Origin of the sequence: Streptomyces sp. NPDC006208, from assembly GCF_040613775.1 — a bacterium.
Taxonomy (GTDB): Bacteria; Actinomycetota; Actinomycetes; order Streptomycetales; family Streptomycetaceae; genus Streptomyces.
In genome coordinates this window covers 1-23,426 of the sequence record NZ_JBEXSW010000018.1, presented here as the reverse complement: position 1 = coordinate 23,426, position 23,426 = coordinate 1, and the positions used below count along the sequence as shown (strand labels likewise).

The following is a 23,426-nucleotide window of genomic DNA, read 5'->3' as shown; positions in this document are numbered from 1 at the left end:
CGGCCGCCGTGCGTTCCGCCCCGGACATGCCGAAAGGGCCCGGTTTCCCGGGCCCTTTCGGGCGTCCAGCAGGGATGGATCAGTCGTTGAGGTTCACCGAACGGGCCGACGTGGCACCGATCTCCTCCGCGATCTCGGTGAGCACGGACTGCGGCACGGTGTCGTCGACGGTCAGCACGACCAGCGCCTCACCGCCCTCCTCCTGACGGGAGACCTGCATGCCGGCGATGTTCAGCCCGGCCTCGCCGAGGATCCGGCCGACGGTGCCGACGACACCGGGACGGTCCTCGTAGCGCGCCACGACCATGTGGTCGGCGAGCGCCAGGTCGATGTCGTAGTCGCCGACGGCGACGATCTTCTGGAGGTGCTTGGGGCCGGCCAGCGTGCCGGAGACCGCGACCTCCTCGCCGCCCGAGAGCGTGCCGCGCACGGTGACGACATTGCGGTGGTCCGGGGACTCCGAGCTGGTGGTCAGCCGGACCTCGACACCGCGCTCCTGGGCGAAGAGCGGAGCGTTCACATACGAGACGGTCTCGTCGACGACGTCCTCGAACACGCCCTTGAGCGCGGACAGTTCGAGCACCTTGACGTCGTGCTGGGTGATCTCGCCGTAGACCTCGACATCGAGGCGGACCGCGACCTCACCGGCGAGCGCGGTGAAGATCCGGCCGAGCTTCTCGGCGAGCGGCAGACCCGGGCGCACGTCCTCGGCGATGACACCGCCCTGGACGTTGACCGCGTCCGGGACCAGCTCACCGGCGAGCGCGAGGCGCACCGAGCGGGCGACGGCGATACCGGCCTTCTCCTGCGCCTCGTCCGTGGACGCGCCGAGGTGCGGGGTGCAGACGACCTGGTCCAGCTCGAACAGCGGGGAGTCGGTGCACGGCTCCTTCGCGTACACGTCCAGACCGGCGCCGGCGACCCGGCCCTCCTTGAGCGCCGAGTACAGCGCTTCCTCGTCGACGATGCCGCCACGGGCGGCGTTGACGATGCGGACGGTCGGCTTGACCTTGTGCAGCGCCTCGTCGCCGATCAGGCCGAGCGTCTCGGGGGTCTTGGGGAGGTGGACGGTGATGAAGTCGGAGACCTCGAGCAGCTCGTCGAGCGAGAGCAGCTTGACGCCCATCTGGGCGGCCCGCGCGGGCTGTACGTAGGGGTCGAACGCGACGATCTTCATGCCGAAGGCGGACATGCGCTGCGCGACGAGCACGCCGATGCGGCCGAGGCCGACGACACCGAGGGTCTTCTCGCTGAGTTCGACGCCGGTGTACTTGGAGCGCTTCCACTCGCCGTTCTTGAGAGCGGTGTTGGCCTGCGGGATGTTACGCGCGGTGGCGACCAGCAGACCGCAGGCGAGCTCGGCGGCGGTGACGATGTTGGACGTCGGAGCGTTGACGACCATGACGCCGGCCTTGGTGGCGGCGGAGACGTCCACGTTGTCCAGGCCGACACCGGCGCGGGCGACGACCCGCAGCTTCTTGGCCGCGGCAATGGCCTCGGCGTCGACCTTGGTGGCCGAGCGGACGAGGATCGCGTCGACATCGGCGACGGCAAGGATCAACTCGGCACGGTCGGCGCCGTTGCAGTGCCGGATCTCGAAGTCCGGTCCCAGGGCGTCGACGGTGGCGGGCGACAGCTCTTCAGCGATGAGTACTACTGGCTTTTGACGAGGGTCCGAGCTCACGTGAGTCCTCACATGTCCAGTGCGGACGGCCGTCCCGACGGCCGCAGGCGGTGGAGGGGCTAGCCGCGTGGAAGACGCACGACACTGTGGGCCTGACGCGTATGTACTGATGAGTGTAGTGGTGCCATGGGATGCATCTTGCGCCTCCTTGGCAGGATCACCCGTCCGTGGCTGGACAGAGTGGCGAACCGGGTGCGAGGTCGTCCAAGGGGCCGTTGGTGGTTCGTGCCGGTGGTCGCATTGCACGGGACCGGCCCGGAGAACGGCTGGAGCGCACCGGCGGAGCGGGCCGGTGAGGGGGCCGGGCTGGCCCCCTCACCGTCACGGCTCACGCCTCGTCGTTGTCGACCCAGCTCATGAGCTTGCGCAGCTCCTTGCCGGTGGTCTCCAGCAGGTGGTTCTCGTCCTGCGTCTTGTACTCGTTGTACTTCTTCAGACCGCCGTGGTACTCGTCCATCCAGTTCTTGGCGAACGTGCCGTCCTGGATCTCGGTGAGAACCTTCTTCATCTCGGCCTTGGTCTGGTCGGTGATGATCCGGGGGCCGGTGACGTAGTCGCCCCACTCGGCGGTCTCGGAGACCGACCAGCGCATCTTCTCGAGGCCGCCCTCGTACATGAGGTCCACGATCAGCTTCAGCTCGTGGAGGCACTCGAAGTAGGCGATCTCCGGCTGGTAGCCGGCCTCGACCAGGGTCTCGAAGCCCGCCTTGACCAGCGCGGACGTACCACCGCAGAGGACCGCCTGCTCACCGAACAGGTCGGTCTCGGTCTCCTCGGTGAAGGTGGTCTTGATGACGCCGGCGCGGGTGCCGCCGATGGCCTTGGCGTACGAGAGCGCCAGGGCGAACGCGTTGCCGGAGGCGTCCTGCTCGACGGCGGCGATCGCCGGGACGCCACGGCCCTCTTCGTACTGGCGGCGGACCAGGTGACCCGGACCCTTGGGAGCGACCAGGGCGACGTCCACACCGGCCGGGACCTTGATGAAGCCGAAGCGGATGTTGAAACCGTGGGCGAAGAACAGCGCGTCGCCGTCCTTCAGGTTGTCCTTGACGGACTCCTCGTAGACCTGGGCCTGGATCGGGTCCGGGATGAGGATCATGATGACGTCGGCCTCGGCGGCGGCCTCGGCCGGCGTCACCACGCGCAGGCCCTGCTCCTCGGCCTTGGCCTTGGACTTGGAGCCCTCGTGCAGACCGACCCGGACGTCGACACCAGAGTCACGCAGCGACAGCGCGTGGGCGTGGCCCTGGCTGCCGTAGCCGATGACCGCGACCTTGCGGTTCTGGATGATGGACAGGTCGGCATCGTCGTCGTAGAACAGCTCGGCCACTGGGATATCTCCTTGGAGTGCTGGTGTTGCGTCCCACCGTACGGCGGGGAGGGATGTGGACGTTTCGGGGTCTCGCCAGGCGGAACGTCGGTCCGCTAGGCGGATCGGTCCAGCGCCCGCAGGGAGCGGTCCGTGATGGAGCGGGCGCCGCGCCCTATGGCGATGGTGCCGGACTGGACGAGCTCCTTGATGCCGAACTGCTCCAGCATCTTGAGCATCGCCTCGAGCTTGTCACTCGAACCGGTGGCCTCGATCGTGACGGCCTCGGGCGAGACGTCCACGGTCTTGGCGCGGAACAGCTGGACGATCTCGATGACCTGGGAACGGGTCTCGTTGTCCGCGCGGACCTTCACCAGCACGAGTTCGCGCTGGATCGCGGCGGCGGGCTCGAGCTCGACGATCTTCAGGACGTTGACCAGCTTGTTCAGCTGCTTGGTCACCTGCTCGAGCGGGAGGTCCTCGACGTTGACCACGATCGTGATGCGGGAGATGTCGGGGTGCTCGGTGACACCGACGGCGAGCGAGTCGATGTTGAAGCCGCGGCGGGAGAACAGCGCGGCGATCCGGGCCAGGATGCCGGGGGTGTTCTCCACCAGGACGGAGAGCGTGTGCTTGGACATGTGCGTCGTTCCTCTTCCTACGGCTCTCAGTCGTCTTCGTTGTCGCCGAAGTCGGGACGGACGCCGCGGGCGGCCATGACCTCGTCGTTGGAGGTGCCGGCGGCGACCATGGGCCACACCTGGGCGTCCTCGTGGACGATGAAGTCGATGACGACCGGGCGGTCGTTGATGGCGTTGGCCTCGTTGATGACCTTGTCCAGGTCGTCCGGGGACTCGCAGCGGATCGCGTAGCAGCCCATGGCCTCGGACAGCTTGACGAAGTCCGGCACGCGGGTGCCCTGGCGCGCCGTGGTGCTCGCGCCGACCTGGGAGCCGGCGACGTGGTGGCCCGTGTCGTCGGCGTGCAGGACGGTGCTGGAGTACCGCTGGTTGTAGAAGAGGGTCTGCCACTGGCGGACCATCCCGAGCGCGCCGTTGTTGATGATCGCGACCTTGATCGGGATGTTGTTCAGGGCGCAGGTGGTGAGCTCCTGGTTGGTCATCTGGAAGCAGCCGTCGCCGTCGATCGCCCAGACCGTGCGGTCCGGGGCTCCGGCCTTGGCGCCCATCGCGGCCGGGACCGCGTAGCCCATCGTTCCGGCACCGCCCGAGTTCAGCCAGGTGGCCGGCTTCTCGTAGTTGATGAAGTGGGCTGCCCACATCTGGTGCTGGCCGACACCGGCGGCGTAGATGGTGCTCTCGGGGGCGAGCTCACCGATGCGCTGGATGACCTGCTGCGGGGAGAGGCTGCCGTCGGCGGGCTTCTCGTAGCCGAGCGGGTAGGTCTCGCGCCAGCGGTTGAGGTCGTTCCACCAGGCGCTGTAGTCGCCGGTGTTGCCGTCGTTGTGCTCGGCCTGGACGGCCTGGACCAGGTCGGCGATGACCTCGCGGGCGTCACCGACGATCGGCACGTCCGCGGTGCGGTTCTTGCCGATCTCGGCCGGGTCGATATCGGCGTGGACGATCTTGGCGTACGGGGCGAAGCTGTCCAGCTTGCCGGTGACGCGGTCGTCGAAGCGAGCGCCGAGGGCGACGATCAGGTCGGCCTTCTGCAGCGCGGTGACGGCGGTGACCGAACCGTGCATGCCCGGCATTCCCACGTGCAGCGGGTGGCTGTCGGGGAACGCGCCCAGCGCCATCAGGGTGGTGGTGACGGGGGCGCCGGTGAGCTCGGCGAGAACCTTCAGCTCGGTCGTGGCACCGGCCTTGATGACACCGCCGCCGACGTACAGGACGGGCCGCTTGGCGGCGGTGATCAGCTTTGCGGCCTCGCGGATCTGCTTGGCGTGCGGCTTGGTCACCGGGCGGTAGCCGGGCAGGTCGGTCTGCGGCGGCCAGCTGAACGTGGTCTGCGCCTGGAGGGCGTCCTTGGCGATGTCGACCAGGACGGGGCCCGGGCGGCCGGTCGAGGCGATGTGGAACGCCTCGGCGATGGTGCGCGGGATGTCGTCGGCCTTGGTGACCAGGAAGTTGTGCTTGGTGATCGGCATGGTGATGCCGCAGATGTCCGCCTCCTGGAAGGCGTCCGTGCCGATCGCCTTGGAGGCGACCTGACCGGTGATCGCGACCAGGGGAACGGAGTCCATGTGCGCGTCGGCGATCGGGGTGACCAGGTTGGTCGCGCCGGGGCCGGAGGTGGCCATGCAGACGCCGACCTTGCCGGTCGCCTGGGCGTAGCCGGTGGCGGCGTGCCCGGCACCCTGCTCGTGGCGGACCAGGACATGACGGACCTTGGTCGAGTCCATCATCGGGTCGTACGCCGGGAGGATGGCTCCGCCCGGGATGCCGAAGACCGTGTCGGCCCCTACTTCCTCGAGAGAGCGAATGAGGGACTGCGCGCCCGTGACGTGCTCAACGCGGGCGGAGGTCTGTCCGCCGTTACGGGCCCGCGGCTGCGGATGGTGGGCCCCGGTGGCCTGCTCGGTCATCGGCATTCTCTTCTCGAAGCTGAGGGTTTTTGCGTGGGTTTGGTAAGTGCCGGTGCAACAAAAAACCCCTCGTGCCGGGAGGCAAGCGAGGGGAGCGCGTCGGGAGGGTCTGCAGGGCCTGTGGACGGGCTCTGCTCAGCCGACGCGCTTTTCAAGTACGAGAATTCGGGTGCGCATGGCAATGACCCTCCCCCCGTGGCGCGGTCACTGTCAAGTGGGTGGGACGCGCGTCTCATTATTTGAGCCAAAACGGGGAGTCGGGAGCCCCCCGCCGGACAGGACCGGCAGGGCCATTGTGCCGGGTACGGGGTACTCGTCGCGGACCAGCGCACGGCGCAGCCGGTACTCGTCCAGAGGCCCGGAGAACGCCATGCCCTGCCCGTGTGTGCAGCCCATCGCCCGCAGGGCCAGCACCTGCTCCGGCACGTCCACTCCGTCCGCCACGGACTGCATACCGAGATCGCAGGCGATACGGAGCAGCCCACTTGTGATCTTGTGCAGTCTCGCCGATTCGACGACGCCCTCGACCAGCCCCCTGTCCAGTTTCAGCACGTCCAGAGGGAGGCGGCGCAGCGCGTTGATCGCCGCATAGCCGCTCCCGAAGCCGTCCAGGGCGATCCGTACGCCGAGTCTGCGCAGCGCGACCAGTCGCTGCTCCAGCTCGTCGAAGGAGATCCGCGGATCGCTGTCGGCCAGCTCGACGACCAGCGCTCCCGACGGCAGCTCGTGCCGGGTCAGCAGGGCCTCGACGGAGCCGAGCGGCAGGGACCGGTCGAGCAGCAGCCGGCCCGTGAGACGGACCGACACAGGAACCTGAAGGCCTGCCCGGGCACGCTCGGCGGCCTGCTCGACGGCCTCCTCGAGCAGCCAGCGGCCGAGCTCGGCGGTGCGGTCGCCGTCGTCGGCGATGCGCAGGAACTCGGCCGGGGTGAACAGGATCCCCTGGGCGGACCTCCAGCGGGCCTGGGCGGCGACGGCCGAGATCCGCCCGGTGCCGAGGCTCACGACGGGCTGATGGAGCAGGGCGAACTCTCCGTCGTGCAGTGCGCTGCGCAGCCGGGCGGCGAGCTCGGTGCGGTGGACGACGTCGGCCTGCATCTGGGGCGCGTACAGCTCGACCCGGTCCTTGCCGCCGGCCTTGGCGCGGTACATCGCGAGGTCGGCGTTGCGCATGAGGTCGTTGGGGCCCTGGGCGGGCTCGGCGAAGGCCACTCCGATCGAGGCGGCCACGCGCACCTCACGGCCGTCGACGCTGTACGGCTGGGCGAGCGTCAGGCGCAGCCGGTCGGCGATCTCGTGGACCTGGCGCTCGCGGGCGGACCGGTCCCGGATGCCGTCGCCGATGATGAGGGCCGCGAACTCGTCCCCGCCCAGGCGGGCGGCGGTGTCCCCGGCCCTCACCGAGTCCGCGAGCCTGCGGGCCGCCTGGATCAGCAGTTCGTCGCCGGCCTGGTGGCCCAGGCGGTCGTTGACGCCCTTGAAACCGTCGAGGTCGATGAAGAGCACGGCGGTTCCGGGATCGCCCGTACGACGGCCGGTGAGGGCCATCCGGACGCGCTCGGTGAACAGGGCGCGGTTGGGCAGATCGGTGAGCGGGTCGTGTTCCGCGTTGTGCTGCAACTGCGCCTGCAGACGGACCCGTTCGGTGACGTCCCGGCTGTTGAGGATCAGGCCGCCCTGATGGCGGCTGATCGTGGACTCCACATTGAGCCAGTCCCCGGCACCGGAGCGGAAGCGGCACTCGATCCGGGTGGTGGGTTCCTGCGTCGCGCAGGCGGCCAGAAACCGGCGTACCTCGTGGACGACGCGGCCGAGGTCCTCGGGGTGGATCAGCGAGGCAAGCTCGGAGCCGACGAGCTCCTCGGCGTCGCGCCCGTAGACACCGTTCGCCGCGGGCGAGACGTACCGCAGGACGCCGGTGGAGGCGGCGATCATGATGACGTCGCTCGATCCCTGGACCAGCGAGCGGAAGTGGTTCTCCTTCTGTGCCAGTTCGTGTGTCAGGGCGATGTTGTCGAGCAGCATGATGCCCTGGCGCACGACCAGTGCGAGCACGACGGTGCAGCCGGTGAGGACGACGACCCGGTCGACACGACGCCCCTCGACGACGCTGTAGAGAATCCCGAGCGTGCACACCGCCGCGGCGAGATACGGCGTGAGCGCGGCGAGGGAGCTCGCGAGAGGCCGGTTCGGCTGACGGCTGCGGAGCGGCGGCGGCGCGGCCTCCGCCGCCCGGCGCGCGCCCCAGGGGGCGTAGGCGAGCAGCAGCGAACCCGCGAACCAGCCCGCGTCGAGCAGCTCGCCGGACTTGTAGCTCTCCTGAAGCAGGGGCGAGGTGAACACGGCGTCGCACAGCACGGTCAGGGCGAGGCCCGCGATCGCGGTGTTGACCGCGGAGCGGTTGCTCGACGATCGGCGGAAGTGCAGTGCGAGGACCATGCTGACCAGCACGATGTCGAGCAGCGGGTAGGCGAGCGTCAGGGCGGCCGGGGCCACGCTCTCGCCCTGCGCGAGCGCGGTGTGGGCGAGCGCGAGGCTCCAGGCGAGGGTGAGCAGGGAGCCGCCGATCAGCCAGGCGTCCAGTCCCAGACAGACCCAGCCGGCCTTGGTCACCGGGCGCTTGGCGAGCACGAGCAGTCCGACGATGGCCGGGGGCGCGAAGCAGAGGAAGAACAGGTCGGCGACGGACGGGCTCGGTACGTCACGGTCGAGCACGAACTCGTACCATCCCCAGACCGCGTTCCCCGCCGAGGCCATGAGCGACGAGAAGGCGAACAGCAGCCAGGCGGGCCGGAAGCGGCAGGACTCGGTGCGGGCGTACATCAGGCAGGAGACGGCCGCGAGCAGGGCGGCGGCGCTGAGGCCGAAGTCACCCATGAACACCGCCAGTTCGCGTGACCCCCAGCCCAGGGCGGCTCCTGCGCCGTAGGCGGTGCACAGCAGCACGAGGAGGAACCGGGCGAGCAGCCCCGTGCCGCATCCCGGGACGGCCTGCCGGGCGGCGCCCGGCGCCACCAGCGCCCCGGGCGCGCTCATCGCGTCGCCTCCGGCCTCGCTGCCGGCGTGGGACGCTTCGGCGGTCCGGCAGCCTGTGTCTGCGGCCGCTCCGGCAGGTGCGGTGTCCGTCGTGCCGGAAGGAGTCGGCGCGCCGGGGCGCGCTGGGGTCGCCGGTGGCGGCCCCGCCGCGTCGGATCGTTGGTCCATCGGCCGTGCATCGCCCGTCGCCCCCCTCTGATGTGATCGCCAGTCAGTTCGCGTCACGGCACCGCCCCTCGCTTCGGCGCAGCCCCCAGGTCGGGACGATACACCAATATCGTCACTCAGGGACATAGCCCCTCTACTCTCCGTGACGACCTGTGGCTATCAAGGCACGCGGTGCATCCGAGTGACTTCGAAGAGTGATCGAAGGGGTGCGATTCGAGATCGTCAGCCGGTCGTGAGCACCACGTTGTCCACAGGGTCGTCGGCGGCGAACCGGGTGAGCTGCCGTGCCAGCAGGCGTTTGGCCCGTGGCATGAACGCCGAGGTGGAGCCGCCGACATGGGGACTGATCAGCACGCCGGGCGCGTGCCACAAGGGATGACCGGCGGGCAGCGGCTCGGGATCGGTGACATCGAGGGCGGCGGTGATGCGTCCGCTCCCGACCTCCGCGAGCAGGGCGTTTGTGTCCACGACCGGACCCCGGGCGACGTTGACCAGCAGGGCGCCGTTCTTCATCCGGGCCAGGAAGTCCGCGCCGACCAGGCCTTTCGTCCGATCGGTGAGCGGGGTCGAGAGGATCACGACGTCCGCGTCGGGCAGCAGGACGGGCAGGTCGGCGAGTGCGCGCACTTCTCCGCGCTCCGTGGCGCGGGCAGAGCGCGCGACGCGCGCCACCCGCGCGCATTCGAAGGGCGCGAGCCGGTCCTCGATCGCCGCGCCGATGGAGCCGTACCCGACGATGAGCACCGACTTGTCGGCAAGCGCCGGATAGAAGCCGGAGTGCCATTCCTCCTGGTCCTGGCCCCGCACAAAGCGGGGGATCCCGCGCAGGGAGGCAAGGATCAGGGCGAGGGTGAGCTCGGCGGTGGAGGCTTCGTGGACCCCTCTGGCATTGCACAGGCGCACGCCGGGCCGCAGCGCGCCGAGTCCCGGCACCACATGGTCGATTCCCGCGGACAGGGTCTGCACGACCTGCACGGAGGTCATGGCGGCCAGCGGGCGTACGGCGACCTCCGTGCCCTTCATGTACGGGACGGCATAGAAGACGCAGTCGGCGGGGTCGGCCGGGAACTCCTGCCCGCCGTCCCAGAGTCGGTAGGTGAGACCCGACTTGGCGGGATCGGGCAGGCCTTCGATCTCGTCGGCCGGGACAGGGAGCCACACATCAGCAGTCATGCTCCGGAGGCTATGCGAAGCCTGCCCGGTGGCATTGGCTAGCTTTGGGTGCGTCGAGGGAGGGGTACGGGGAGTTGGAGCGCAGGACAATCGGTGCGGGAGCCCTCGAAGTGGGCGCCGTGGGGCTCGGCTGCATGCCGATGAGTTGGGCCTACAGCAGCTCCCAGCAGCGCGGGGACCGGTCGCTGCGCACCGTTCACGCAGCGCTCGACGCCGGCTCGACCCTGCTGGACACCGCTGACATGTACGGCCCGTTCACCAATGAGCTGCTGGTCGGCCGGGTGCTGAAGCAGCGACGGGCGGACGCGTTCGTGTCGACGAAGGTCGGGCTGCTGGCCGGTGATCAGCATGTGGTCGCCAACGGCAGGCCCGGCTATGTGAAACGGGCCTGTGACGCGTCGCTGCGCCGGCTGCAGACCGATGTGATCGACCTGTACCAGCTGCACCGTGCCGATCCGGAGGTTCCGGTCGAGGAGACCTGGGGCGCGATGGCGGAGCTTGTCGGGGCCGGCAAGGTACGGGCGTTGGGGATGTGCGCGGTGGGCGCACGGGCGATGCGGAGGCCGGGGGCGCGGACCGGGGCGGATCTGCACGAAGGAACGATCCGGCAGCTGGAGCGGGTGCAGCAGGTGTTCCCGGTCAGTGCGGTCCAGGCGGAGCTGTCGGTGTGGTCGCCCGAGGCGATGGAGCGGCTGCTGCCGTGGTGCGAGGCGCGCGGGGTGGGGTTCCTGGCGGCGATGCCGCTGGGCAACGGCTTTCTCACGGGCACGCTGACGCCCGGACAGGGCTTCGAGCCGGACGATGTCCGGGCGCGGCATCCGCGGTTCACCGCCGAGATGATGGCCGCGAACCAGCCGGTGGTGGCGGGGCTGCGGCGGATCGCCGAGCGGCACGGGCCGGTGGCCACGCCGGCGACGGTCGCGCTGGCATGGGTACTGACACGTGGCCGGCACGTGGTGGCGGTGCCGGGCGCCAAGCGGGAGGAGTGGGCCGTCGAGAACGCCCGGGCCACGGAGCTGGAACTCACGGCGTACGACCTGGCCGAGATCGCCGGACTGCCGCCCGCGCAGGGATCCTGGGACTGATCGGCGCTCCGCCCTCCGAGCGATCTGACAAGATCGGGAACCTGAGGGGCGGCTGCGGTGTAAGAAGGGCAGTAAGGCAGCTCGAGCAGCCGTCGAAGGGATCAGAACCGTGCACCGTCCTGCTGTGAGTGCCCTCGTGGCCACCGCCGTCCTTGTTCTCGCGGCCGGGTGTTCCTCGGGCGACGAGAAGAACGGGGCGGGGAGGAGGGGGACGACCTCCTCCGCTCCGGCCGCCTCCCCCACCGCGACCGGTTCCAGCGCCTCCGCGAACCCGAACCTGCCGGCCGCCAAGGGGTCCGTCGAGGTCGTGTCCGTACTGACCGAGGATCTCGAGTCGCCCTGGGGTGTGGCCACGCTGCCCGGCGGCGATCTGCTGGTCGCCTCACGCGACGAGGGGACGATCACCCGCGTCGCGGCGGACGGCGGCAAGAAGACCGTGATCGGTTCGGTGCCCGGAGTCGCGCCGGGCGGCGAGGGCGGTCTGCTGGGGCTGGCCGTCTCCCCGTCGTTCGCCTCCGACCACCAGGTGTACGCGTACTTCACCACCGCGTCGGACAATCGCATCGCCCGGCTGCTGTACGACGAGCAGAAGCCTGCCGGGCAGCAGCTCGGCGCGCCGGACACAGTCCTCAGAGGCATCCCCAAGGGCTTCGTGCACAACGGCGGGCGGATCGCCTTCGGCCCGGACAAGATGCTGTACGCGGGCACGGGCGAGACGGGGGAGACGGGGCTGGCGCAGGACAAGGAGTCGCTGGGCGGCAAGATCCTGCGGATGACTCCGGACGGTCAGCCGGTGCACGGCAATCCGGAGGCGGATTCCGTCGTCTACTCGTACGGCCACCGCAATGTGCAGGGGCTCGCGTGGGACTCCGAGAAGCGACTGTGGGCGGCAGAGTTCGGCCAGGACACCTGGGACGAGCTGAATCTGATCGAGCCCGGCAGGAACTACGGCTGGCCGGAGGTCGAGGGCAAGGGCGGCAAGGACGGCTTCGTCGATCCGGTCGCCCAGTGGAAGACGGCGGACGCCTCGCCGAGCGGTATCGCCTACGCACAGGGGTCGATATGGATGGCGGGGCTGGCGGGCAAGCGTCTGTGGCGTATCCCGCTGGACGGAGCGCAGCCCTCCGCCGAGCCCCAGTCGTTCCTGACCGAGAAGCACGGCCGCCTGCGGACCGTCCTGCCGGCGGGCGGTGGCCGGCTCTGGCTCGTGACGAGCGAGACGGACACCCGGGGCACACCCGAGCCGGGTGACGACAAGATCCTCCTGCTGGAGGTGAAGTAGCGGGGTGAGCGGCTCCTGGCCGGCACCGCTTCGTCAGGAGACCGCTTCGCTCGCCAGGTCCGGGAAGAGGCGCAGCCGGTGGGCCATGGCCGCCGCCTCGCCACGGCCCGATACGCCGAGCTTGGCAAGGATGTTGGAGACATGGACGCTCGCGGTCTTGGGTGAGATGTAGAGCTCCTCGGCGATCCGGCGGTTGCTGTGCCCGGCGGCCACCAGGCGCAGTACGTCCTGTTCACGCGGGGTCAGCCCGAGCGCCGGGGCGCCGGCCGGCGGCTCCCCCGCGGCCGACGGGTCGGGGCAGTCGTCGGTGAGGCTGATGCGGGCGCGCTGGGCGAGCAGGGCTATGTCCTCGGCCAAGGGGCGGGCGCACAACTGCTGTGCCGTGGCCAGCGCCTGACGCAGCAGTCCGGCAGCCGTCGCGCGGTCCGTCTCCCCCGGGCCGGGACGGGCGGCCTGCAGCTGGGACTCGGCCAGGCGCACCCGTACCCACGCCAGGTCGTAAGGGCGGTCCAGCCCGGTGAAGGCGTCCACGGCCTCCGCCCAGTCGACCGGAGTGTCCTCCCCGCCGGCGCGCAGCAACTCGGCGCGCAGCCAGCGCTCGTGCGCCGTCCACACCGGCGCGGCGGTGACGAGCGTTCTGGCTGCCCCGCGGATCCGGTCCAGTGCGTCCGCGCGCCCCGGCTCGGCGACGGGCAGTCCCCGCGTGTCGGCCTCCAGGGTGGCGGCGGCGCGCAGCAGGGGCCAGGCGTAGCGCTGGGTGCCGGGCGGAAAGCCGGCTTCGGTGGCGTGCCGAAGTTCGGCGCGGGCGTCGAGCACCCTCCCCTCGGCCGCGGCGATCTGCAGCGCGATCATCGTCAGCGGCAGGTTCGCCTGGGGCATGGGGTCGTTGGCGCCGAAGTGTCCATAGGCGGCCTGCAGGTGCTCCGCTGCCTTCGTCACGTCGCCGCGCTCCAGCGCGAGGATGGCGAGGCGGGTGCTGGCATGACCGCGAGGTTTGGGACTGAGGGCGATCTGCAGGGCGCGTTCGCCCATCCGGACCGCCTCGTCCCACCGTCCCAGCGATTGGCAGGACTCGGCCAGATTCATCCGGATCCAGGCCTCGGTGTCCAACAGGCTGTACTTCTGCGAGAGGTCGATGCCCTCAGTGAGGATGTCGAGGGCGTCGCGTGAGCGGCCGACACCTTCCAGGACGGAGGGGAGGTTCACATGGGTGCGGCCGATGTGGACGGCCAGACCGAGTGCGACGACCCGGTTCTTGACCTCGTACATCTCGGCGAGTCCACCCTCGACGTCGCCGGCGTCGGCCATCAGGCTGCCGAGCGTGAGGCGGGCATGCAGTTCGATGTCCTCCTCGCCGACCATGCGGGCGAGGTCCACGGCGCGTTCCGCCGTTGCCAGACTTGCGGGGCCGGGTTCGTGGGTCATGCCCCAGGCCGCCGCTTCCACGAGGACCTCGGCGTGCACGGTGGACGGCGGCAGGCCGCGTACAAGGTCCTGTGCGGTGCCCAGTTCGGCCCAGCCGTCGCCGCGACCCAGTGCCGAGACCAGCCGGGAGCGCTGGACCGAGAACCAGGCGGCGCGGAGCGAGTCGTCCTCGGCCTCGGCGAGGCGCTGCCCCCGCTTGGTGATCTTCAGTGCGCGTTCGCGTTCGCCGGACAGCCGGCCCGCGACGGCCGCCTCGGCCATCAGGTCGAGATAGCGCAGCGGGGTGGTGGCGGGGTCGCAGCCGCAGGGCGGATAGATCTCGGCGTGGTCGACGGGCCGCAGTGCGCCGCGCACGTCGTCGGGGACGCTGTCCCACAGCTCCATCGCACGTTCCAGCAGCCGCAGTTGTTCGGCGTAGGCATGACGCCGCCGGGCCTCGACGGAGGCCTCGAGCACGGCGGGCAGCGCCTTGGCGGGGTCGTGCGCGCGGTACCAGTACGTCGCCAGTCGCATCGCGCGCTCGGCCTCGCGCACAAGGCCGGGGTCGGCCTCCAGTGCCTCGGCATAGCGGCGGTTGAGACGGGAGCGCTCGCCGGGCAGCAGGTCGTCGCTGACCGCTTCACGGGCCAGGGAGTGCCGGAAGCGGTAGCCGTCGCCGTCGGGCGTGGCGAGCAGGATGTTCGCGCCGACGGCGGCCCTCAGGCCCTCGTCGAGGTCGTCCTCGCTCAGCCCGGCGACGGCGTGCAGCAGGCCGTGCTCGACGGTGGAGCCGCCCTCGGCGACGATCCGTGCGAGCCGCTGCGCATCGTCCGGCAGTGCCTCGACCCGCACGAGCAGGAGGTCGCGCAGCGAGTCGGGCAGGCCGGCGCAGTCGCCGCCGCTGCAGCTGGAGAGCTCCTCGACGAAGAAGGCGTTGCCGTCGGAGCGGTCGAAAACCCGGTCCACCAGGGCCGGGTCGGGCTCCACGGCGAGGATGCCGGCCATCTGGCGGCGTACCTCGGCGCGGTTGAAGCGGGTCAGTTCGATGCGCTGGACGGTGCGCATCCGGTCCAGTTCGGCGAGGAAGGGCCGCAGCGGATGGCGCCGGTGGACGTCGTCGGAGCGGTAGGTGGCGATGATGACGAGCCGGCCGCGGCGCAGCGTACGGAAGAGGTAGGCGAGCAGGTGCCGGGTGGACGCGTCGGCCCAGTGCAGGTCCTCCAGCACCAGCACGACGGCGCGTTCGGCGGCGATGCGCTCCAGCAGCCGTGCGGTGAGTTCGAAGAGCCGCGCCATGCCCTCCTCGTCGTGCCGGCTCTGCCCGCCCGTGGCCGATGTGCCCAGTTCGGGCAGCAGCCGGGCCAGTTCGTCCTCCTGCCCGGCGGCGGCCGCGAGCAGTTCGGCCGGCAGCCGCCGGTGCAGGGTGCGCAGAGCGGTGGAGAAGGCCGCGAACGGCAGTTCGTCCGCCCCGATCTCGACGCAGCCGCCGACGGCGACGACGGCGTCCGTGCGGCAGGCCTCGCCGATGAACTCCTCGACGAGTCTGGTCTTGCCGACGCCTGCCTCGCCGCCGACGAGCAGCGCCTGCGGCTCTCCTCCGGGGCCACCGGCCCCGGAGGTGTCCGGGCCGGCGGCTCGGGCAAGTGCATCGGTCAGCAGGGCCAGTTCGCCGGCGCGGCCGACGAACACCGGGCTGACGGACCTGGTCTCCACGCTGCCGAGCATCGCACAGCTGTCCGGCGGCGTGGGACCGTTCATCGGGATGACGATCATCACGCCGGGGTCACGCGGCGCGTGTGTAGCGGCTGGTTCCTGCTGGATTCACCCGGTCCTCCCCCGCGTTCTTGGCGGAGGCTCTGGCGGCACGGCGTGCTCTTTGCACCTGGCGGACGAGGCGCCGGGCGTCGGCCTCCCTGATCAGTTCGTTCTGGCGCAGCTTCTGGATCTCGTACTCGAACATCTCGTACCTCCTGGTGGGCGGGGCCACTGCCGGCCCCGGCTGATGCCTCAACCTTCGTCTCCCAGGGGGTACCGCCGCATCGGGCGAGTGCCGCATCTTCCGGTGACCGGGGGCCTTAGGCCCTGCGACCGCAGTCGGCCGGGCGCCCTAAGTCCCCCCGCTCAGTGCGGGTCATGGAGGTAGGGAGTGGTGGTGGCCAGGGCAACGAAGCCGAGCCGCTCGAGGATCGGCCGGCTCTGCGCCGAGGCGTCGACCTGCAGATAGCTGATGCCCAGGTCGGCCGCGATACGGGCGCGGTGGGCGATCAGAGCCCGATAGATGCCCCGACGGCGCCACAGCGGGTGGGTGCCGCCTCCCCAGAGGCCGGCGAAGTCGGTGCCAGGGTGCACTTCGAGGCGCGCCGAGCTCACCGGCAGGTCGCCCGCCAGCGCGATCGTGATCTCGATCGTGTCCGGGCCGCCGTCGGCGAGCTGGGCGAGCAGTTGTTCGCGCAGCCGGGCGCCGCTGGTACCGAACGCCCGCTCATGGACCTCGGTCACGAGGTCGATGCCTGCCGGCCCGGTCACCCGTTCCAGCCGCACCCCGTCGGGAAGATCGACGGCGGTGGGCAGATCGCTCGTCCCGGCAACCATCAGGGTCTCGGCAGGCTCGGGGGTGAATCCGGCGTTCAGCAGGCGGCCGGCGAGGTCGGCGGGCCGGTCGTAGTCGTACAGCTTCCACTCGAAGGGGCGGCCGAGGGCGGTGAAATACCGCACCTGCTCGGCGATGGCAGCGTCCGCCGTACGCGCCTCGAGTCCGGACCAGACGACACCGCACCAGTCGCCGTCGGCACCGACCTGGCGTACGACGTCGCCGGTCCGTACGGCCGCCGACCGTCCGGAGCCGGTGCGGCGGCGCATCTGGCGGTCGAAGAGTGAGAGTGTGTCGCGTCGGTTCACCGGGGCATTCGAGCAGCGGGACCCGGCTCACGCCAAGTGGTTTCCCGTTCCCGCCAGGACCTCGTCCGTGCCGCTTGCCGCGCGACGGGCGCGCCATTCCGGGGCCAGTACGGACCAGATCTCCATGTCGTGCCGTACGCCGCCGTAGAGGTAGCTCTCGCGCTGTGCGCCCTCGTAGGTCATCCCGAGCCGCTTGGCCACGTTGATGCTGGCCTTGTTCTCGGACGACACCTGCCACTCCACCCGGTGGATCCCGCGCTGCTCCACGGCCCAGTCGATGATCATCGTCGCGGCGCGGGTGACCAGGCCCCGGCCGGCCGCGGAGGGTTCCAGCCAGCAGCCCGCCTCGCAGGTGCCGAGGGCCACGTCCAGGGTGCGGAAGAGCACGCCGCCGACGAGCGTGCCGTCCAGCCAGATGCCGTAGATCCGGCCGGCATCGGCGGCCGCCTTGTCCGCGTACGACTGGAGAAAGGCACGGGCCGATTCCACGTCCGAAGCGACTCTCGCCAGTGCGATGTACCGGCCTATGTACTCACGCCCGCGCTCGATATGGGCGAAGTACTCCTCGGCCTGCCACGGTTCCAGGGGGCGCAGCTCGGCTCCGTCGTCGCCCAGGCTGATCGCGAACATACCGCTCCTCGGTGGTCAGGGTGTGAGCTTGCTGTCCTCGCCGTCGAGGCTTGCGCTCTGCTCCGGGATCCTCGCATGCGCGGCATCGCGGCTCCCGGGATTCTCGATGCTGATCCGAGGCAGCCACCGGTCGAGCCATCGTGGCAGCCACCAGTTCGCGCCGCCGAGCAGGTGCATCAGGGCGGGTACCAGCAGCGTGCGCAGGACGAAGGCGTCCAGGGCGACCGCTGCGGCCAGACCGATGCCGAACATCGCGATGACCCGGTCGCCGCTGAGGACGAAGGCGAGGAAGACCGAAATCATGATCACGGCCGCGGAGTTGATCACGCGGCTGGTCTCGGCGAGGCCGACCCGTACGGCGCGCCGGTTGTCACCGGTCTCCAGCCACTCCTCGTACATCCGGCTCACCAGGAAGACCTGGTAGTCCATGGAGAGCCCGAAGAGCACCGAGACCATGATCACCGGCAGGAAGGGTTCGATCGGGCCCGCGCTGCCGAGACCCAGCAACTCGCTCCCCCAGCCCCACTGGAAGATCGCGGCGACGACGCCGAAGGCGGAGGCGACGGCGGCCACGTTCATCACCGCGGCCTTCAACGGGACACCGACCGACCGGAAGGCCACGAGCAGCAGCAGACAGCCGAGCGCGATGACGACGCCGACGAAGAGCGGCAGCTTGCCCACGATGATCTCGGCGAAGTCGTCGTAGCCGGCCGTGACACCGCCCACGTCCACCTCGAGCGAGGTGCCCCGCTCGGTGTCGGGCAGGACGTCCGAGCGCAGCCGGTCGACGAGTTCGCTCGTCGACCGTGACTGCGGCGAGGTCTCCGGCACGACGGTGAGCACCGCCGTGTCGCCACTGCTGTTGTATGTGACCGGACCGACGGAGGCGACACCGTCGGTGCCGCGCAGCGCTTGCGGCAGCCGGTCCATCGCCACCTGGTCGTCCGCGCCGTCGAGCCGGCCCACCAGGGTGAGCGGGCCGTTCACGCCGGGGCCGAAGCCGTCGGCGAGCAGGTCGTATGCCTGGCGGGTGGTGGCGGTGGCGGGTCCGTTGCCCTGGTCGGAGGTGCCGAGGTGGAGCGAGAAGGTCGGCAGGGCGAGTACGAGCATGACGACCGCGGCGAGCCCACCGAGCAGCTTGGGGTGACGTTCCACGAAGGCGGACCAGCGGGCGGCGAAGCCGGTGGGCAGTTCGGGCTGCGGTCCGTGGCTGATGAGTCGTTGCCGCTCGCGGCGGCTGAGGGCGCGCATGCCGATGAGGGAGAGCAGGGCGGGCAGCAGCGTCACCGAGGCGGCCACGGTGAGGACGACGGTGAGCGATGCGGCGATCGCGACGCCGTTCAGGAAGTTGAGCCGCAGGATCAGCATGCCGAGCAGCGCGATGCAGACGGTGGCGCCGGCGAAGACGACGGCACGGCCGGTGGTGGTCACGGCCTCGCGGGCCGCGTCGGCCACCGGGAGACCGCGTTTGAGCCCCTTGCGGTGTCTGGTGACGATGAACAGCGCGTAGTCGATGCCGACGCCCAGGCCGATCAGCATGCCGAGCATCGGCGCGAAGTCGGCGACGGTCATGACATGGCCCAGCAGCACGATGCCCGAGTAGGCGGTACCGACGGACACCAGTGCGGTCGCTATGGGCAGCAGGCTGGCGGCCAGGGAGCCGAAGGCGACCAGGAGGACGACGGCGGCGACAGCCACGCCGACGACCTCGGCGACGTGACCGCCGGGCGCCTCGGTGAGCGCGATGGCGCTGCCGCCCAGCTCGACCTGTACGGCGTCGGTCTCGGCGGCCTTGGCGGTGTCGACGAGTGCCCGGACCTGCTCCTCGGGGATGTCGTCGGCCTGGCGGTCGAAGGTGACGGTGGCGTACGCGGTGTGCCGGTCGGCGCTGATCTGGGCGTCGCCCCGGCCGCTGTAGGGGCTGGTGACCGAGACGATCCCGTCGAGCTCCGCGACGGCGTCGAGCATCCGGTCCATGCGCTGCTCGACGCGGTCGGCACGGACGCTGCTGTCGGCCGTGTGCCAGACGATCGTGTCGCTGTCGCCGCCCTGGCCGTGGAAGCCCTTTTTCAGGAGGTCGACCGCGCGTCCGGATTCGGTGCCCGGGACCTCGTAGTCGTTGGAGTACGCGGTTCCCGCGATGCTCGCGGCGGCCGTGACACCGCCGAGCGCGAGGAACCAGAGGAGAACGACGACGAGGCGGTGACTGACGCACCACCGGGCAACAGCTGCCAACGGACCCGCTCCCTGGATGGTTCGAGGATCTTTGTCCGGGAACAGCCCGCAAAGAACACTTGACCTATACAGGGACACTCTGTCAGCCAAACAGGCTTCTTTGTCCCTTTCGTGGGGTTACTCACAGCACAGCGATGCGCGGGCACCCCGGGGCTGCGGCCCGGAGGGTCCCGCGCACCTGCCGCAGCGTGCCGCGCTCAGCCCGACACGCTGGGCCGGCCGTTCTCGATGTGCCCCATGAGCCGGCGGCGGAAGCCGGCGTCACCCTCGGCGGTCACCTCGAGGTCGTACCAGCCGTGCGCGTCGGCCGCCGAGTGGACGACGGTGCGGCTGCGTCCCGGCTTGACCGTGATCCGCCGGGTCCAGCCGTGCAGGTCCGCCTCATCGACATAACCCAGCGGCCGGACGGTGTAGGTGAGGAGCGTGCTGCCGCTGTTGCGCAGCGTGAGATGCACGTCGCGGTCGTGGTGGTCGATGGCCGACACGACCCCGGCCCGGCCGGAAGCCCGGCCGGCGAACTCGCGGCGGAACCCGTTGGGACCTGTGATCGTGAAGCGGTACGTCTCGCCGGTAAGGGGCACGGACCACTGCGCCTCACCCCTTACGTCCTTGTGCTGCGGGACGGGGAACTCGCCGGCGTACGGGTAGAGGGCGAAGTGCGCGCTCGCACGTCCGCGGTTGCTGAGCGAGACGGTGACGGTCCGGCCGGTCACCCCGCCGTGCGCGTCGGGCCGGTACGGCAGCGGACGGGCGGGCCGGGTGCCCGGCTCCTGGACGGGCATCCGCTGCACGGCCGGGGGCACGGGCCGCCAGCGTCCGGTGAACGGCGGGATCTGCCCCGGCTGCTCCACCTCGGGCTGCGGCCTGCCGCGCCGGAAGTCGAACGCGGAGGTCAGATCACCGGTGACGGCCCGCCGCCACGGGGTGATGTTGGGCTCCTCGACACCTGTCCACCTCTCGAGGAACCGGATCACCGAGCTGTGGTCGAAGACCTCGGAGCACACGTATCCGCCGACGGTCCACGGCGACACGACGAGCAGCGGAACGCGGATGCCGAGCCCGGTCGGCAGGCCCTGCCAGCGCTCGTCGGTATTGTCGGCGGGCGGCACGGGCGGTGGTACGTGGTCGAAGAAGCCGTCGTTCTCGTCGTAGTTGATCAGCACGACGGTGTGCCGCCACACCTGAGGGTGCGAGGCGAGCGCGTCAAGGATCTTGTAGACGAGGGAGGCGGACGCGATGGGCGAGGAGGCGCCGGGGTGCTCGGAGTCGACGGCGGACGGCACCAGGTACGAGACCTCGGGCAGCCGGCCCGTGGCGACGTCGGCGCGGAACTGCTCGGCAAGGGTGCCGGTCTCACCACGGCGCAGCCCGCGCTCGAAGAGTGAGCGCTCCTGCTCGGTGAGCGTGGCCACCCCCTCCTCCAGCGCGGCGAGCAGCCGGGTCCGCTCGGCGGCGTCGGCGGTGTCGCGGACCTTCGCGTAGAAGGCCTCCATGTACGTGAAGTCGCCGGCCTTCGCCAGGGCCTTGCGGGCGATGGTCTTGAAGGTGGTGAAGAACTCGATGTTGTTGTCGGTGAAGTTCTCCCACTCCTGGTAGGTCCGCCAGCTGCGGCCGGCTTTCTCCAGGCGCTCGGCGTACGTCGGCCAGGGGTAGCCGGGGTGGGTGCCCTCGGCATACGCGGCGTTCGTCACGGCCCGGCTGCCGTCGGCCTCGTACCCGGTCCAGCCGCTCCACAGATGGTTACGGTTCGGGCTGGTCGAGGTGTGGGTGGAGGAGTGGTAGGCGTCGCAGATGGTGAAGGTGTCGGCGAGTTCGTGGTGCAGGGGCAGGTCGTGCCGGTCGTAGTACGCCATGGTCGCGGCGGTCTTGGCCGACACCCAGCCGTCCATCCAGCCCTGGCGCCAGGCCTTGGCGCCGCCGCTCCAGGAGTGGTCCAGGTCGCCTATGTACTGGAGATCCTTCTGCTGCGTCTCGGCGGCGTCGCGTACGGGGAAGGGCAGCACCGTGCCGAGCGGCCCCGGCTGCTCGAAGACCGGTTCCCCGGAAGGGAGTTCGACGGCGTTGCGGTCACCGAAGCCGCGTACGCCGCGCAGCGTGCCGAAGTAGTGGTCGAAGGACCGGTTCTCCTGCATCAGGATCACCACATGCCTGACGGCACGCAGCCCGCCGGAGGGCGGCCCGGCGGCGAGCGCGGCATGCAGGGACGGCGGCAGCAGCGATCCTGCCGCCGCGCCGGCGACACCGGCGCCGCCGAGTGCGAACAGACGCCGTCGTGAAAGGTCCTTGGACACGGTTTCCTCCTGACTCCAGCACTGCAGCCGGACGCTAGTGACACCGGATGACCTGAACCGGTCCCGCGAAGGGCGTGGCAGTGAACGCCCGGCGGTTCCCCGACGCCCCACGGCATGCCATTTTGGCCTGGGCATGTCATGATTCGCCCGCTACGCCCCCACGAGTACCGAGGCTCCTTCGAGCCCGCCGGCCGTCCGGTCTCTACCGTAACGACGTCCAACAGGCAAGACTCAGGCGGGAATCGGCCTAGGTCGGCAAGACCCGGGGGAAATGTCGGTGCCGGCTGGCACCATGGCCGGCATGGAGAATACGGGGATCCACACGGGGACCGACCAACCCACGCTGTCGCCGGCCGACGCAGCGGAGTTCGCCCAGCAGCTCCATGACACCGCCGGCCCGCACATCGGCAGGCCTCCCGTCCCGGTGCTCGTGTACGAGCCGGGCGCATCGCTGCGGGAGCGGCGGGAGGCCTTCCGTGCCGTCTACGAGGCAGTGGTGGCCCGCATCGGCGAACCCACGCTCTACGGGGGCTCGTCCGGCGGGCCGAACGTCCGGTGGCGCGGCAGCGGACGTCTCGTGCTCCTCTCGGGTGACCGGCAGCGGGCTCAGCTGTCGGTTCATGACACCGTTGTCCTGGAGGAGGAGGAACACCGGACCTTCGAATGGGGCGGCGCGTGGACGGGGGGCGAGCCGCACGACTTCGACTTCCTGCCGTACGTCTGGCAGTTGGACCGCGGCGGGCCGGGCGAGCGTCCGACCTCGCGGCCCGGCGGCCGGCTCGCCGCCGGGCTGGATCATGTCGAGAGTTCGCTGGAGCTGCTCCTCGCGGCCTGGGTGGAGCAGCTCGCGGTGCAGGTGGGGACGGACTGGACGAGCTTCTGCCTCACGAGCGCGGCGGACCGCGGTCGCCAGCTACTGGTGTCGTACAGCCTCGAGGACGGGCTGCATGCCTCGATCGACGACCGCGACGCGCCGGACGGCCAGGAGCGGGCACAGCTGATGCTCGCGCGCGGCTGGCAGAGCTGCGACCGCGGCTGGTGGCAGACGGACTTCGCCGACCCCGACCGGGCGGACGCCGCCGCGCTGGCCCGCCTGGTGGTCACGGAACTGCGGGCCCGTGGCACCAGGGAGCCGGAGGAACTGCGGGCCCGGGATGTGAGCTGCAAGGACCGCGGCGACATGTGGCTCCCGGGCCTGGGCGTACGCCACTGACACGCCGCCGTACGCCACTGACAGGCCGGATCCGCTACCGGAGGGCGGAGGCGAGGCCGAGAGCGGGAGCGGCCTGGCCGGTGAGCTGGTTCACCTTGCCCAGTCGGTTCATCCCGCCACCGACCTGCTCGGAGACGGTCGGCACCTGCGCCCGGTGCTCCGTCGGCACCGAGGTCGCGGCGAGGGAGTCGAGCTGCCCGATGACGGACGGCACCTCGACCGGGGCTGCCGCGCTGGCGGCGGGGGCGGCAAGGGCCGAGGCGCCGGTCGCGAGAGCAATGGCGGCGAGTACACGCTGTGCTGTGGTCATGCCGTGAGCAACGACCCCGGCCCCGCTCCGGTCACGGGCGTGCCGAACGTGGGGCGTACGCCAAGGGGTGGGGGGGGCCCGGGGGGGCCCCCCCCCCCGGCGGGGCCGTCCCCTTGCCTTCGCGGGGGGCGCCGGCCCCCGCCCCCGCCCCCCCTGCGCC

Annotated in this window: 16 protein-coding genes; 3 read left to right on the top strand and 13 right to left on the bottom strand. The window is 70.7% G+C overall.

Features of this window, described 5'->3' with window-relative positions; genetic code table 11:
- Nucleotides 1–79 precede the first annotated feature (79 nt).
- The 6 genes from serA to ABZ208_RS16630 all read right to left on the bottom strand — a co-directional run bounded on the left by serA (nucleotide 80) and on the right by ABZ208_RS16630 (nucleotide 9,918).
- Nucleotides 80–1,684 carry a phosphoglycerate dehydrogenase gene (gene serA / locus ABZ208_RS16655; RefSeq protein ID WP_356910205.1) on the bottom strand — a complete coding sequence of 535 codons (1,605 nt, stop codon included), beginning with the start codon at nucleotides 1,682–1,684 and terminating at the stop codon, nucleotides 80–82.
- Nucleotides 1,685–2,012: 328 nt separating this feature from the next.
- Nucleotides 2,013–3,014, bottom strand: coding sequence for a ketol-acid reductoisomerase (ilvC, locus tag ABZ208_RS16650; RefSeq protein ID WP_356910204.1), 1,002 nt, complete (start codon nucleotides 3,012–3,014; stop codon nucleotides 2,013–2,015).
- Nucleotides 3,015–3,109: 95 nt separating this feature from the next.
- Nucleotides 3,110–3,634, bottom strand: coding sequence for an acetolactate synthase small subunit (ilvN, locus tag ABZ208_RS16645; protein ID WP_328396109.1), 525 nt, complete (start codon nucleotides 3,632–3,634; stop codon nucleotides 3,110–3,112).
- Between the two features lie 26 nt (nucleotides 3,635–3,660).
- Complete coding sequence (locus ABZ208_RS16640) at nucleotides 3,661–5,547, bottom strand: acetolactate synthase large subunit (protein ID WP_356910203.1); 1,887 nt, start codon at nucleotides 5,545–5,547, stop codon at nucleotides 3,661–3,663.
- A gap of 204 nt (nucleotides 5,548–5,751) precedes the next feature.
- Nucleotides 5,752–8,577 carry an EAL domain-containing protein gene (locus tag ABZ208_RS16635; RefSeq protein ID WP_356910202.1) on the bottom strand — a complete coding sequence of 942 codons (2,826 nt, stop codon included), beginning with the start codon at nucleotides 8,575–8,577 and terminating at the stop codon, nucleotides 5,752–5,754.
- 390 nt (nucleotides 8,578–8,967) lie between these two features.
- Nucleotides 8,968–9,918, bottom strand: coding sequence for a 2-hydroxyacid dehydrogenase (locus ABZ208_RS16630; RefSeq protein WP_356910201.1), 951 nt, complete (start codon nucleotides 9,916–9,918; stop codon nucleotides 8,968–8,970).
- Between the two features lie 74 nt (nucleotides 9,919–9,992).
- On the opposite strand from ABZ208_RS16630, the gene ABZ208_RS16625 reads away from it, so the two are divergent.
- Nucleotides 9,993–11,003, top strand: a complete 1,011-nt coding sequence (locus tag ABZ208_RS16625) for an aldo/keto reductase (RefSeq protein ID WP_356910200.1) — start codon at nucleotides 9,993–9,995, stop codon at nucleotides 11,001–11,003.
- A gap of 124 nt (nucleotides 11,004–11,127) precedes the next feature.
- Nucleotides 11,128–12,285, top strand: coding sequence for a PQQ-dependent sugar dehydrogenase (locus ABZ208_RS16620; RefSeq protein ID WP_356910199.1), 1,158 nt, complete (start codon nucleotides 11,128–11,130; stop codon nucleotides 12,283–12,285).
- A 33-nt stretch (nucleotides 12,286–12,318) separates the two neighbouring features.
- Here ABZ208_RS16620 and ABZ208_RS16615 read toward each other — a convergent pair whose 3' ends face one another.
- The 6 genes from ABZ208_RS16615 to ABZ208_RS16590 all read right to left on the bottom strand — a co-directional run bounded on the left by ABZ208_RS16615 (nucleotide 12,319) and on the right by ABZ208_RS16590 (nucleotide 21,743).
- Entirely contained in the window at nucleotides 12,319–15,447 is a 3,129-nt protein-coding gene (locus ABZ208_RS16615; protein WP_356910198.1) for an AAA family ATPase, read from the bottom strand.
- Between the two features lie 25 nt (nucleotides 15,448–15,472).
- Nucleotides 15,473–15,649, bottom strand: a complete 177-nt coding sequence (locus tag ABZ208_RS16610) for a hypothetical protein (protein ID WP_356910197.1) — start codon at nucleotides 15,647–15,649, stop codon at nucleotides 15,473–15,475.
- Nucleotides 15,650–15,810: 161 nt separating this feature from the next.
- Nucleotides 15,811–16,587, bottom strand: a complete 777-nt coding sequence (locus ABZ208_RS16605; protein ID WP_356910196.1) for a GNAT family N-acetyltransferase — start codon at nucleotides 16,585–16,587, stop codon at nucleotides 15,811–15,813.
- 27 nt (nucleotides 16,588–16,614) lie between these two features.
- Nucleotides 16,615–17,217: a GNAT family protein gene (locus ABZ208_RS16600; protein ID WP_356910195.1), complete on the bottom strand. Its 603-nt coding sequence runs from the start codon at nucleotides 17,215–17,217 to the stop codon at nucleotides 16,615–16,617.
- A gap of 15 nt (nucleotides 17,218–17,232) precedes the next feature.
- Nucleotides 17,233–19,452 carry an MMPL family transporter gene (locus ABZ208_RS16595; protein ID WP_356910194.1) on the bottom strand — a complete coding sequence of 740 codons (2,220 nt, stop codon included), beginning with the start codon at nucleotides 19,450–19,452 and terminating at the stop codon, nucleotides 17,233–17,235.
- A 197-nt stretch (nucleotides 19,453–19,649) separates the two neighbouring features.
- Nucleotides 19,650–21,743 carry a phosphocholine-specific phospholipase C gene (locus ABZ208_RS16590; RefSeq protein WP_356910193.1) on the bottom strand — a complete coding sequence of 698 codons (2,094 nt, stop codon included), beginning with the start codon at nucleotides 21,741–21,743 and terminating at the stop codon, nucleotides 19,650–19,652.
- A gap of 292 nt (nucleotides 21,744–22,035) precedes the next feature.
- On the opposite strand from ABZ208_RS16590, the gene ABZ208_RS16585 reads away from it, so the two are divergent.
- Nucleotides 22,036–22,956, top strand: coding sequence for a hypothetical protein (locus ABZ208_RS16585; protein ID WP_356910192.1), 921 nt, complete (start codon nucleotides 22,036–22,038; stop codon nucleotides 22,954–22,956).
- A 34-nt stretch (nucleotides 22,957–22,990) separates the two neighbouring features.
- On the opposite strand, the gene ABZ208_RS16580 is transcribed toward ABZ208_RS16585, so the two are convergent.
- On the bottom strand, nucleotides 22,991–23,266 hold the full coding sequence (locus tag ABZ208_RS16580) for a hypothetical protein (protein ID WP_356910191.1): 276 nt from the start codon (nucleotides 23,264–23,266) through the stop codon (nucleotides 22,991–22,993).
- Nucleotides 23,267–23,426 lie beyond the last annotated feature (160 nt).

Bases quoted from the DNA above. Each gene is read 5' to 3' on its own strand.
- ilvN (WP_328396109.1), bottom strand. From the start codon at position 3,634: ATGTCCAAGCACACGCTCTCCGTCCTGGTGGAGAACACCCCCGGCATC.
- ABZ208_RS16640 (WP_356910203.1), bottom strand. From the start codon at position 5,547: ATGCCGATGACCGAGCAGGCCACCGGGGCCCACCATCCGCAGCCGCGG.
- ABZ208_RS16635 (WP_356910202.1), bottom strand. From the start codon at position 8,577: ATGAGCGCGCCCGGGGCGCTGGTGGCGCCGGGCGCCGCCCGGCAGGCC.
- ABZ208_RS16630 (WP_356910201.1), bottom strand. From the start codon at position 9,918: ATGACTGCTGATGTGTGGCTCCCTGTCCCGGCCGACGAGATCGAAGGC.
- ABZ208_RS16615 (WP_356910198.1), bottom strand. From the start codon at position 15,447: ATGAACGGTCCCACGCCGCCGGACAGCTGTGCGATGCTCGGCAGCGTG.
- ABZ208_RS16610 (WP_356910197.1), bottom strand. From the start codon at position 15,649: ATGTTCGAGTACGAGATCCAGAAGCTGCGCCAGAACGAACTGATCAGG.
- ABZ208_RS16600 (WP_356910195.1), bottom strand. From the start codon at position 17,217: ATGTTCGCGATCAGCCTGGGCGACGACGGAGCCGAGCTGCGCCCCCTG.
- ABZ208_RS16585 (WP_356910192.1), top strand. From the start codon at position 22,036: ATGGCCGGCATGGAGAATACGGGGATCCACACGGGGACCGACCAACCC.
- ABZ208_RS16580 (WP_356910191.1), bottom strand. From the start codon at position 23,266: ATGACCACAGCACAGCGTGTACTCGCCGCCATTGCTCTCGCGACCGGC.